We start from the raw sequence: 11,308 nt of genomic DNA on the forward strand, positions 1-11,308 counted from the left end.
GGTTGCGGCCGCCTTATTTGCGCTTGTCCAGCGGCACGAACTTCTGGTCTTCCGGGCCCACGTAGTTGGCGGTGGGGCGGATGATCTTGTTGTCGATGCGCTGTTCAATGATGTGGGCCGACCAGCCTGCCGTGCGCGCAATGACGAACAGCGGGGTGAACATCGACGTGGGCACGCCCATCATGTGGTAGCTGACGGCCGAGAACCAGTCCAGGTTGGGGAACATCTTCTTGATGTCCCACATGACCGTTTCCAGGCGCTCGGCGATGTCGAACATCTTGGTGCTGCCGGCCTTCTTGGACAGCTTCTTGGCCACGTCCTTGATGACCTTGTTGCGCGGGTCGGACACGGTGTAGACCGGGTGGCCAAAACCGATGATGACTTCCTTGGCCTCGACGCGGCGGCGGATGTCGGCTTCAGCTTCGTCGGGCGAGTCATAGCGCTTTTGCACGTCGAACGCCACTTCGTTGGCGCCGCCGTGCTTGGGACCGCGCAGCGCGCCGATGGCGCCGGCAATCGACGAGAACATGTCCGAGCCCGTGCCGGCGATGACGCGCGCGGTAAAGGTCGATGCGTTGAACTCGTGTTCGGCGTACAGGTTCAAGGAGATGTGCATCGCCTTGACCCATTCGTCGCTGGGCTTTTCGCCGTGCAGCAAGTGCAGGAAGTGGCCGCCGATGCTGTCGTCGTCCGTCTGTACGTCGATCATGTGGCCGTTGTGGCTGTAGTGATACCAGTACAGCAGGGCCGAACCCAGGTTGGCCATCAGGCGGTCGGCGATGTCGCGCGCGCCCGGGGTGTTGTGGTCGTCTTTTTCGGGCAGCACGCAGCCCAGCACGGACACGGCCGTGCGCATCACGTCCATGGGGTGGCTCGATGCCGGCAGCGCTTCCAGCGCCACTTGCAACTGGGCGGGCAGGCCGCGCAGGCTCTTCAGCTTTTGCTTGTAGGCGGCCAGTTCCGCCTTGTTCGGCAGCTTGCCGTGGACCAGCAGGTGGGCAATTTCCTCGAACTCGCTGGTGTGGGCGATGTCCAGGATGTCGTAGCCGCGGTAGTGCAGGTCGTTGCCGCTGCGGCCGACGGTGCACAGCGCGGTGTTGCCCGCAACCACGCCCGACAGGGCAACGGACTTCTTGGGTTTAAAACCGGCTTTCTCTTCCGGCTTGGCGTCCGGCTTGGCTTCTTGCTTTTTGGGAGCCGTGCTCATGTCTCTACTCCTTCACTTTCGCTGTGGTCGATGCAATGGGGGACTGGCGTGGCGGGATTACGCTTTGCCCTTTTGAAACAGAGCGTCCAGCCGGGATTCAAACTCGTGATAGCCGATGCGGTCGTACAGTTCTTCGCGCGTCTGCATCAGGTCCACCACGTTTTTCTGGTGGCCGTCGCGGCGGATGGCGGTGTAGACGGCTTCGGCTGCCTTGTTCATGGCGCGGAAGGCGGACAGCGGATACAGCACCATGCCCACACCCACGCTCTTCAATTCTTCAACGGTGAACAACGGCGTCTTGCCGAATTCGGTGATGTTGGCCAGCACCGGCACCTTGACGGCCTTGACGAAGCGGTCGTAGGTGGGCAGGTCATAGGCGGCTTCGGCGAAGATCGCGTCGGCGCCGGCTTCCACGCAGGCCAGCGCGCGCTCAATCGCGGCGTCCACGCCATGCGAGGCGATGGCGTCGGTGCGGGCGATCAGGTAGAAGTCGCTGTCGGTGCGCGCGTCGGCAGCCGCCTTGACGCGATCGGCCATTTCTTCGGTGGTGACGATTTCCTTGCCCGGGCGATGGCCGCAGCGCTTGGCGCCAACCTGGTCTTCGATGTGGCAGGCTGCCGCGCCGAACTTGATCAGGCTCTTGACGGTGCGGGCGATGTTGAACGCCGACGGGCCAAAGCCGGTGTCGATGTCCACCACCAGCGGTACGTCGCACACATCGGTGATGCGGCGCACGTCTGTCAGCACGTCGTCCATGGTGTTGATGCCCAGGTCGGGCAGGCCCAGCGACCCGGCCGCCACGCCGCCACCCGACAGGTAGATGGCGCGGTAGCCGGCGCGTTTGGCCAGCAACGCGTGGTTGGCGTTGATGGCGCCGATGATCTGCAGCGGGCTTTCTTCGGCAAGGGCGCGGCGAAAGAGGGCGCCGGGCGATTCGGGTCTGGACATGGTGGTCTCCGTTCTTATGGCTAGCCCACGACCTTATCGCGGGTCCGGAATATAAATCTGTCCCCTACGCGACAATCCCGGCGCGGCCGGGCCAAGAGACAGGTGTATGTTTCGGCATGAGGGGGGTACAGAAGAATTGGGCCCGCATGAACGGGCCCAATTCTGATTCAAGCGCTGCTTACTTCAGCAGGTCCTTGACGCCGTCGCGCTCTTCCAGGAGCTCTTTCAGCGTGAAGTCCAGGCGCTCGCGCGAGAAGGCGTCGATTTCCAGGCCTTCGACACGCTTGTATTCGCCGTTTTCGGTCGTGACCGGCACGCCGTAGATGATGCCTTCCGGAATGCCATACGAGCCATCCGACGGAACGCCCATCGTGACCCACTTGCCGTTGCTGCCCAGGACCCAGTCACGGACGTGGTCGATGGCGGCGTTGGCGGCCGAAGCGGCCGAGGACAGGCCGCGGGCTTCGATGATGGCGGCGCCACGCTTGCCCACGGTGGGGATGAACGTGTCGCGGTTCCAGGCGTCATCATTGATGAGCTTGGTCAGCGATTCGCCGCCGACGGTGGCGAAACGGAAGTCGGGGTACATCGTGGGCGAGTGGTTGCCCCAGACGATCAGGTTTTCGATGTCGGCAACCGGCTTGCCCGACTTGGCCGACAGCTGCGACAGGGCGCGGTTGTGGTCCAGGCGCAGCATGGCGGTGAAGTTCTTTGCCGGCAGGTCCGGCGCCGACTTCATGGCGATGTAGGCGTTGGTGTTGGCCGGGTTGCCGACCACCAGGACCTTGACGTTGCGGCTGGCCACATCGTTCAGGGCCTTGCCTTGCGCCGTGAAGATCTGGGCGTTGACCGACAGCAGGTCCTTGCGTTCCATGCCGGGGCCGCGCGGACGGGCGCCAACCAGCAGGGCCACGTCGGCATCCTTGAAGGCGGTGCGCGGATCGCTGTGGGCGGTCACTTCCTGCAGCAGCGGGAAGGCGCAGTCATCCAATTCCATGATGACGCCCTTCAGGGCCTTTTGCGCTTTCTCGTCGGGGATTTCCAGCAGTTGCAGGATGACGGGTTGATCTTTACCCAGCATTTCGCCGGAGGCGATGCGGAATAGCAGTGCGTAACCGATTTGGCCGGCGGCGCCGGTGACGGCGACACGCAAGGCAGGCTTGGACATGGACGTTCTCCGTAATGGTTTGGCGAGAAAAATCTCACCAATCAGTGTAATCGTTGGGGCATCAAAAACGGCGCGCACGAACCTGCCGGCGCGGGGCCCTGACAGCCGTGAATCCTAGAACGATTTCAGGGGTCCGTCAAACGCTCTTCTATCTTATATAAGACATAAGACGTTGGACAGCGTCCGGGCCGATATGCCACAATAGAGCGTTTATTCGAATGCGCTACAGGCCGTTTCTTCATACCCCTGGCAGCGCATTTTTGGATGTGGGTCCGCACCCATCTTGCGCTGCCCTCCCATCATCCGGATGAACATGACACTTTCAAGAAGATCCATGGCAGAGCCCCGGCCCGAAACCTCCTTACGCAATCGCGCCGCCCGTTCAACGGGCGAGGGGGCCGCTTTCAGTCCGCTCTATCGCCAGATCAAGGATCTGCTTGTCCAAAGCCTTGAACGCGGCGAATGGAAGCCCGGCGAACTCATCCCCAGCGAAATCGATCTGGCTGCCCGTTTTCAGGTCAGCCAGGGTACGGTGCGCAAGGCGGTTGACGAGTTGGCCGCCGAGCACATGCTGCTGCGCCGCCAGGGCAAGGGCACCTTTGTTGCCACCCACCACGAAGCCCGCGTGCGCTATCGCTTCCTGCGCCTGGCCGCCGATGACGAAAGCGAGGCCGGCCGCGCCGAAAGCCGCATCCTGGAATGCCGCCGCGTGCGCGCGCCCGCCGAGGTCGCCCGTGCGCTGGACTTGCGCGCCGGCGAAACCGTCGTGATGATCCGCCGCCTGCTGTCCATGGGGCAGACGCCCACCGTCGTGGACGACATCTGGCTGCCTGGGTCCATTTTCCGTGGCCTTACCCTGGAGCTTCTGACCGCCAACAAGGCGCCGCTCTATGGCCTGTTTGAATCCGAATTTGGCGTCAGCATGGTGCGCGCGGACGAAAAGCTGCGCGCGGTCATTGCGCCGGCTGAAGTCTGTCCCCTGCTTAATGTTCCGGCCGGCACGCCGTTGTTGCAGGTAGACCGGGTGTCTTACACCTATGGTGACCGCCCCATGGAAATTCGCCGGGGTTTGTACTTGACCGATCGATACCACTACCGCAATAGTCTGAATTGATGAGCTTTTACACTACGATTTGATACCGACCCTATCTCTGGGCGAAAATAGCGTGTTTGCCCGAAAGGGCCACGGCAATTTCGCCGTCACGATTCCCTAGTTCCGAAACACCGAGGCCGTCATGTCCGACACCGCTGCCAAGCCACGTCCGCAGTTTCGCAATATTGGGCTTGCCCAAGTTGCGTTCTCCTATCGCCTGCCCCTGGCCGGCAAGCTGTCCATCCTGCACCGCATCAGCGGCATTTTGCTGTTCCTCTGTTTGCCCTTGGTCATCGTGCCGCTGTTCGCAGCTAGCGTGGCCGCACCGCAATCGTTTGCCTGGATCGCCTCCATTGCGACCAACCCGATCGTCAAGCTTGTCTTCCTGGTTCTTGTCTGGGGCTACCTGCACCACTTCTGTGCCGGCATCCGCTACCTGCTGCTGGACCTGCACATCGGTATCGACAAGCTGTCGGCCAAGAAAAGCGCCGGCGTGGTCTTCGGTGTCAGCCTGGCGCTGACGCTGGTGTTCGGTCTCAAACTGTTCGGAGTGCTGTAAATGGCCGCCGCTAAAAACTACGGACCCAAGCGCCTGGTCGTCGGCGCGCACTATGGCGTCATGGATTTCATCATCCAGCGCATCACCGCCGTCATCATGGCCGTGTATACGCTGGTGCTGCTCGTCGGCATCTTGATGATGCCTGCCTTCACGTATGAACACTGGGTCAAGCTGTTCAATTTCTACGTGGGCTTCATTCCGGTTGGCCAGATCCTGGCCTCCCTTGCATTCATTGCGTTGGCCTGGCATGCCTGGATTGGCGTGCGCGACATCTGGATGGACTACGTCAAGCCGGTGGGCTTGCGCCTGCTGCTGCAAGTGCTGACGATCCTCTGGCTGGTCGGTACGGTCGTTTACTTCGCGCAAATCCTCTGGAGCATTTAAGCCGTGGTCTCTGTCATGAAATCCTTGCCGCGCCGCCAGTTTGATGTGGTGGTCGTTGGCGCCGGTGGAGCCGGCATGCGTTGTTCGCTGCAACTGTCCCAAGCGGGGCTGTCCGTTGCAGTGCTGTCCAAAGTGTTCCCCACGCGTTCGCACACCGTTGCCGCGCAAGGCGGCGTGAGCGCCTCGCTGGGCAACATGAGCGAAGACAACTGGTACTGGCACATGTACGACACCGTCAAGGGGTCGGATTGGCTGGGCGACCAGGACGCCATCGAATTCATGTGCCGTGAAGCGCCGAACGCCGTGTACGAGCTCGAGCACTTCGGCATGCCGTTCGACCGCAACCCCGACGGCACGATCTACCAGCGTCCGTTCGGCGGCCACACCGCCAACTTCGGTGAAAAGCCGGTGCAGCGCGCCTGTGCCGCCGCCGACCGCACCGGCCACGCGCTGTTGCACACCCTCTACCAGCGCAACGTTGCCGCGCGCACCCAGTTCTTCGTCGAATGGATGGCGCTGGACCTGCTGCGCAACGAAGCCGGTGACGTCGTGGGCGTGACCGCCCTCGAAATGGAAACGGGCGAAATCTACATCCTGGAAGCCAAGACCACGGTGCTGGCCACCGGCGGCGCCGGCCGTATCTGGGCCGCTTCCACCAACGCCTTCATCAACACCGGTGACGGCCTGGGCATGGCAGCGCGCGCGGGCATCCCGCTGCAAGACATGGAATTCTGGCAGTTCCACCCCACCGGCGTGGCCGGCGCGGGCGTGCTGATCACGGAAGGCGTGCGTGGCGAAGGCGGCATCCTGTTGAACAAGGATGGCGAACGCTTCATGGAGCGCTATGCGCCCACGCTGAAAGACCTGGCCCCGCGCGACTTCGTGTCGCGCTCGATGGACCAGGAAATCAAGGAAGGCCGCGGTTGCGGTCCGGACGGCAGCTACGTCGTCCTGAAGCTTGACCACCTGGGCGCCGACGTCATCAACAAGCGTCTGCCCTCGATCCGCGAAATTGCCATCAAGTTCGGCAACGTCGACCCGATCAAGGAACCGATCCCCGTCGTTCCGACCATCCACTACCAGATGGGCGGCATTCCGGCCAACTACCACGGCCAGGTGCTGTCGCGCGAAAACGGCGAGAACAAGGTCGTCAACGGCCTGTACGCCATCGGCGAATGCGCTGCGGTGTCCGTGCACGGCGCCAACCGCCTGGGCACGAACTCGCTGCTGGACCTGATCGTGTTCGGTCGCGCCACCGGCAACCACATCGTCAATTCGCATCCCGAGCGCCAGCGCGCGCATCAGGACCTGCCGAAGGAAGCCGTGGACTTCTCGCTGGACCGCGTGAACAAGCTGGAATCGCGTACGTCGGGCGAAAAGACGCAAGACATCGGCAACGCCATCCGCTTCTCGATGCAGCGCCACTGCGGCGTGTTCCGCACGCTGGAACTGCTGAACGAAGGCGTGACGCAGATCGAAGATCTGGCCAAGCAAGCCGACAGCATCTACTTCAAGGACAAGTCCAAGGTGTTCAACACCGCGCGCGTCGAAGCGCTGGAACTGGCCAACATGACCGAAGTGGCCCGCGCCACGATCAAGTCGGCCGCTGCCCGTACGGAAAGCCGTGGCGCTCACGCGCTGGACGACCACCCGACGCGCGACGACGAGAACTGGCTCAAGCACACGCTGTGGTATTCCGAAGGCAGCCGCCTGGATTACAAGCCCGTGCAGATGAAGCCGCTCACCGTTGAGTCCTTCCCGCCCAAGGCGCGTACCTTCTAAGTCCGGATAGAGCCCATTATGAGCACCAAGAGAATCGTCAAGTTCGAAATCTACCGCTACGATCCGGACAAGGACGAGCGCCCCTACATGCAAAAGCTGGACGTTGAACTCCAGCCCACCGACAAGATGCTGCTTGATGCGCTGGTGCGCATCAAGAACGACGTCGATGACAGCCTGGCCCTGCGCCGCTCGTGCCGTGAAGGCGTGTGCGGTTCGGACGCCATGAACATCAACGGCAAGAACGGCCTGGCCTGCACGACGAACCTGCGTGAATTGAAGGAACCCATCGTTCTGCGTCCGCTGCCGGGCTTGCCCGTCATCCGCGACCTGATCGTGGACATGACGCACTTCTTCAACCAGTACCACTCGATTCGTCCGTACCTCATCAACGATGCGCCGCCGCCCGAAAAAGAGCGCCTGCAATCGCCCGAGGCACGCGAGGAATTGGACGGCCTGTACGAGTGCATCCTGTGCGCGTGCTGTTCCACGTCCTGCCCGTCGTTCTGGTGGAATCCGGACAAGTTCGTCGGCCCGGCCGGCCTGCTGCAAGCCTACCGTTTCATTGCGGACAGCCGCGACGAAGCCACCGGCGAGCGCCTGGACAACCTGGAAGATCCGTACCGCTTGTTCCGTTGCCACACCATCATGAACTGCGTCGACGTCTGTCCCAAGGGGCTGAACCCGACCAAGGCAATCGGCAAGATCAAGGAACTGATGGTCCGCCGTACGGTCTAGTGTCTATCTAGCGTGAAGACTTTTGTTTTTATGGTGTAAAGATGAGCAGGCTAACTGAACTGGAGCGGGCGCGTCTGCGTTGGCGGGCGCGCCGCGGCCTGCTCGAAAACGACTTGATCATCACTCGGTATCTTGACGCTTACGAGGCTGAACTTACCGATGATGATGTGGCCGCATTGACCCAGCTGTTCGAGATGGGAGACAACGATCTTCTCGACCTGCTGCTGGCCCGCAAGGAACTCGAAGGTGAACTGGATACTCCCAGGCTTCGGGGCATTATTGGCCAGATGCGCGCACTCTGATTAATGTGAGAGGAATAAACATGAACCTGTCTGACAAAAAAGCCACTCTATCCTTCTCGGATGGCAGCGCACCCATTGAGTTCCCTGTCTACAAGGGCACGGTCGGTCCGGATGTGATCGACATCCGCAAGCTGTATGGCCAGACGGGCATGTTCACGTTTGACCCCGGCTTCATGTCCACCGCGGCTTGCGAATCGGGTATCACGTATATCGACGGCGACAAGGGCGAACTGCTTTATCGCGGCTACCCCATCGAGCAATTGGCCGTCAATTGCGACTTCATGGACATCTGCTACCTGATCCTGAACGGCGAACTGCCGAACCAGGAACAGAAGGCCGACTTTGATTCGCAAGTGACCCATCACACGATGGTCAACGAACAGCTGCACTTCTTCCTGCGTGGCTTCCGCCGCGACGCCCACCCGATGGCCGTCCTGACGGGCCTGGTCGGCGCGCTGTCCGCGTTCTACCACGACTCCACCGACATCACGAACCCGCAGCATCGTCACATCTCGGCCATCCGCCTGATCGCCAAGATGCCGACGCTGGTTGCGATGGCGTACAAGTACTCGCAAGGCCAACCGTTCATCTATCCGCAGAACGACCTGTCCTACACGGGCAACTTCCTGCGCATGATGTTCGCCACGCCGTGCGAAGACTACAAGGTCAACGAAGTTGTTGAACGCGCGCTGGATCGCATCTTCATCCTGCACGCCGACCACGAGCAAAATGCCTCGACCTCGACCGTGCGCCTGTGCGGTTCGTCGGGCACCAACCCGTTCGCGGCCATCTCGGCTGGCGTGGCTTGCCTGTGGGGCCCGGCTCACGGCGGCGCCAACGAAGCTTGCCTGCAAATGCTGGAAGAGCTGCAAGCCAACGGCGGCATCGACAAGGTCGGTGAGTTCATGGAGAAGGTCAAGGACAAGAACTCGGGCGTGCGCCTGATGGGCTTTGGCCACCGCGTCTACAAGAACTACGACCCGCGCGCCAAGCTGATGCAGGAAACCTGCAAGGAAGTGCTCTCGGCCCTGGGCCTGGAAAACGACCCGCTGTTCAAGCTGGCCATGGAACTGGAACGCATCGCCCTGTCGGATCCGTACTTCGTCCAGCGCAAGCTGTACCCGAACGTGGACTTCTACTCGGGTATCGTCCAGCGCGCCATCGGCATCCCGACCTCGCTGTTCACGGCCATCTTTGCGCTGGCCCGCACGGTGGGCTGGATTGCCCAGTGGAACGAAATGCTGTCGGATCCCGACTACAAGATCGGCCGTCCGCGCCAGCTGTTCACCGGTTCGGTGACCCGCGACGTGCCCCCGATGGACAAGCGTTAATCCGCTTTCCGTTTCGGCAAGTCAGTGACAAGAAGCCGCCTTCGGGCGGTTTTTTGTTGCGCGCTCGGCAGCGGCGATGGCGCGATTGATATCCGGATATCATGCTGGCCATGATTCCCATCTCATTGCCATCGGCCAATTTTTACCTGCTGCTTTTGTTCGGCATGCTTGCCGGCGTCGTGCTGGGCGTGTGGGCCCTGGTGCTGGCCATCAGCGCCAGCCATCGCCGCACCGTCCGCAAATATTGGAAGACGTCGGCCGCGTTGTTCGTGGTGCTGGCGGTGCCCTTTGCGTTCTTCGCCTGGGTGCAGATCATCATCGGCCAGATCGAACGCGAGAGCGAACGGGCCGAGGCTGCGCGCAATGTCACGCTTGAACAGGCAAGCACAGTGGGTGGCGTGGCCATGCCCGCCGGCACCCGCTTGAAGCTGCAAGACGAAGGGCAGTTGGAAACATATGTGGCGGCCGAATTCCCGGCGCCCACCCCGATCTTCGGGGTGCAAGCCACACTGGCGCGCCGCTATCTGGACGCCGAATACGAAAAAGAAACGTACGCGCTGATCCGCCGGTATCCCCGCAGCATCATCCTGAAAGGCCAGGGCGATCAGACCGTGCTGGGATGGCGCTGTGACAGTACGCACGACATCGAATTCGATACCCAGCCCGACGGCACGATGAAGGCCTTGGACCAATGCCGCCTGGGTACCGGCAACAACGTCGACGGCATGGCCATTCACGCGGGCTCGGTGCTATATGGCTCGACCGGTACGGTGTACGTGGATGGCTCGACCGACCCTGACCGCTGGCGCATTGAAGTGAAGGACCCCGTGGCGGTCAAGGTGTTCGGGCTGATGTTGAGCGAGCCCAGGATTTATCTGGATGCAGACCGCCATCTGCTGCGCGTCAGCGATTCGGAGCTTGCCTGTCGGGCACGGTTCGGCGGGTTTGACTACGCCGAGGGCACGCAGGTCAAGACCATCAGGCGTGTGATTGATGGGCAGCGGGAACCCTTTCCCGGCGTGCTCGTGTTCAGCCCGTCATCGGGGCAGGTGGCCAACAGGGAAGGCCATGCGGACGTGCCGCAGGGCATGTCCGTCATGCAGGAGTTCGATGGAACCTTGCTGGGCATCGTCACGAACGAGGAGGTCGGCGTCTTCAAGTTTGCAACGTTCAGCGTTGGCGACGAAGCACCGACCGCACCGGCTCGGGCGCGCTGCCCTCAGTAGCGGCGCGGTGCTTGCACGGGCGCACCGCCGCAGCAGGGCAGTCGCACCCGCCGCGCCTACACGCTGATATGGCGCGCCATCAGCACCGCGAACAGCGGCAGGAAGATGAACAGGTGTGATTCGATCATCACCCAGCGACGCACGCGCTTGATCTCGGGCAGCGTGGGCACGAAGCCAGCCTGCTGGCGCGACTGTTTTGCCCAACGGAATATCGCCAAGGTGGGCGGGATCGAACAGAGCGCGATGATGACGAACAGCGTGATCTTGGCGTGAAACCACGGGCTGCTCATGTAGAACGCCGCGCCCTTCACGCCCTGCGTCAGGCGCAGCAGACCGGTAATCAGCACCAGCACGGCGCTGACGCCGTAAAGACGGTCGTAGATCACCAGGCGCTTGACGCCCGCGGCGGTCAGGTCCGGGCGTAGCAATACGGCTTCGGCGGTCAGCACAACCACCAGTACAAATATCGCAAGGTAATGGAACCAGGCGTATAGCGCGTCGGCCAGCATGTCGTCTCCAGGGTAGGGGTGAAGCATGGTTTTACCATTGGCCGGTGGCGGCGCGTGGTGCGGT

12 protein-coding genes are annotated in these 11,308 nt (G+C 61.9%); 8 read left to right on the plus strand and 4 right to left on the minus strand.

Features of this window, described 5'->3' with window-relative positions:
- Positions 1-13 precede the first annotated feature (13 nt).
- The 3 genes from prpC to KYT87_RS06905 all read right to left on the minus strand — a co-directional run bounded on the left by prpC (position 14) and on the right by KYT87_RS06905 (position 3,323).
- Positions 14-1,207 (minus strand): 2-methylcitrate synthase, encoded by a 1,194-nt coding sequence (prpC, locus tag KYT87_RS06895; protein ID WP_104143074.1) that lies wholly within the window; start codon positions 1,205-1,207, stop codon positions 14-16.
- A gap of 57 nt (positions 1,208-1,264) precedes the next feature.
- Complete coding sequence (prpB, locus tag KYT87_RS06900; protein ID WP_006218121.1) at positions 1,265-2,155, minus strand: methylisocitrate lyase; 891 nt, start codon at positions 2,153-2,155, stop codon at positions 1,265-1,267.
- Between the two features lie 178 nt (positions 2,156-2,333).
- A complete protein-coding gene (locus KYT87_RS06905; RefSeq protein ID WP_006218122.1) occupies positions 2,334-3,323 on the minus strand; it encodes a malate dehydrogenase in 990 nt (329 codons plus the stop codon).
- A 334-nt stretch (positions 3,324-3,657) separates the two neighbouring features.
- On the opposite strand from KYT87_RS06905, the gene KYT87_RS06910 reads away from it, so the two are divergent.
- The 8 genes from KYT87_RS06910 (at position 3,658) to KYT87_RS06945 (ending at position 10,735) form a co-directional block, all read left to right on the plus strand.
- Complete coding sequence (locus KYT87_RS06910; RefSeq protein ID WP_104143076.1) at positions 3,658-4,437, plus strand: GntR family transcriptional regulator; 780 nt, start codon at positions 3,658-3,660, stop codon at positions 4,435-4,437.
- Between the two features lie 121 nt (positions 4,438-4,558).
- Positions 4,559-4,975, plus strand: coding sequence for a succinate dehydrogenase, cytochrome b556 subunit (gene sdhC, locus KYT87_RS06915; RefSeq protein ID WP_046802658.1), 417 nt, complete (start codon positions 4,559-4,561; stop codon positions 4,973-4,975).
- Positions 4,976-5,359, plus strand: a complete 384-nt coding sequence (sdhD, locus tag KYT87_RS06920; RefSeq protein WP_046802659.1) for a succinate dehydrogenase, hydrophobic membrane anchor protein — start codon at positions 4,976-4,978, stop codon at positions 5,357-5,359.
- Positions 5,360-5,362: 3 nt separating this feature from the next.
- Entirely contained in the window at positions 5,363-7,141 is a 1,779-nt protein-coding gene (gene sdhA, locus KYT87_RS06925) for a succinate dehydrogenase flavoprotein subunit (protein ID WP_046802660.1), read from the plus strand.
- An 18-nt stretch (positions 7,142-7,159) separates the two neighbouring features.
- Positions 7,160-7,876: a succinate dehydrogenase iron-sulfur subunit gene (locus KYT87_RS06930; RefSeq protein ID WP_006218127.1), complete on the plus strand. Its 717-nt coding sequence runs from the start codon at positions 7,160-7,162 to the stop codon at positions 7,874-7,876.
- 41 nt (positions 7,877-7,917) lie between these two features.
- Complete coding sequence (locus tag KYT87_RS06935) at positions 7,918-8,178, plus strand: succinate dehydrogenase assembly factor 2 (protein WP_046802661.1); 261 nt, start codon at positions 7,918-7,920, stop codon at positions 8,176-8,178.
- Between the two features lie 20 nt (positions 8,179-8,198).
- Positions 8,199-9,509: a citrate synthase gene (locus KYT87_RS06940; RefSeq protein ID WP_006218129.1), complete on the plus strand. Its 1,311-nt coding sequence runs from the start codon at positions 8,199-8,201 to the stop codon at positions 9,507-9,509.
- A 110-nt stretch (positions 9,510-9,619) separates the two neighbouring features.
- Positions 9,620-10,735 (plus strand): hypothetical protein, encoded by a 1,116-nt coding sequence (locus tag KYT87_RS06945; protein WP_219991900.1) that lies wholly within the window; start codon positions 9,620-9,622, stop codon positions 10,733-10,735.
- 56 nt (positions 10,736-10,791) lie between these two features.
- Here the strand turns inward: KYT87_RS06945 and KYT87_RS06950 are convergent, their stop codons facing one another.
- Positions 10,792-11,244: a DUF2214 family protein gene (locus KYT87_RS06950; RefSeq protein WP_046802662.1), complete on the minus strand. Its 453-nt coding sequence runs from the start codon at positions 11,242-11,244 to the stop codon at positions 10,792-10,794.
- Between the last annotated feature and the right edge of the window lie 64 nt (positions 11,245-11,308).

It is taken from the genome of Achromobacter sp. ES-001 (genome assembly GCF_019448355.1).
GTDB classification, from domain to species: domain Bacteria; phylum Pseudomonadota; class Gammaproteobacteria; order Burkholderiales; family Burkholderiaceae_B; genus Achromobacter; species Achromobacter spanius_B.

Coding starts and splice junctions, on each gene's coding strand:
- sdhD (WP_046802659.1), top strand. CDS start 4,976: ATGGCCGCCGCTAAAAACTACGGACCCAAGCGCCTGGTCGTCGGCGCG.
- KYT87_RS06930 (WP_006218127.1), top strand. CDS start 7,160: ATGAGCACCAAGAGAATCGTCAAGTTCGAAATCTACCGCTACGATCCG.
- prpC (WP_104143074.1), bottom strand. CDS start 1,207: ATGAGCACGGCTCCCAAAAAGCAAGAAGCCAAGCCGGACGCCAAGCCG.
- KYT87_RS06935 (WP_046802661.1), top strand. CDS start 7,918: ATGAGCAGGCTAACTGAACTGGAGCGGGCGCGTCTGCGTTGGCGGGCG.
- prpB (WP_006218121.1), bottom strand. CDS start 2,155: ATGTCCAGACCCGAATCGCCCGGCGCCCTCTTTCGCCGCGCCCTTGCC.
- KYT87_RS06950 (WP_046802662.1), bottom strand. CDS start 11,244: ATGCTGGCCGACGCGCTATACGCCTGGTTCCATTACCTTGCGATATTT.
- KYT87_RS06905 (WP_006218122.1), bottom strand. CDS start 3,323: ATGTCCAAGCCTGCCTTGCGTGTCGCCGTCACCGGCGCCGCCGGCCAA.
- sdhC (WP_046802658.1), top strand. CDS start 4,559: ATGTCCGACACCGCTGCCAAGCCACGTCCGCAGTTTCGCAATATTGGG.
- KYT87_RS06945 (WP_219991900.1), top strand. CDS start 9,620: ATGATTCCCATCTCATTGCCATCGGCCAATTTTTACCTGCTGCTTTTG.
- KYT87_RS06940 (WP_006218129.1), top strand. CDS start 8,199: ATGAACCTGTCTGACAAAAAAGCCACTCTATCCTTCTCGGATGGCAGC.
- KYT87_RS06910 (WP_104143076.1), top strand. CDS start 3,658: ATGGCAGAGCCCCGGCCCGAAACCTCCTTACGCAATCGCGCCGCCCGT.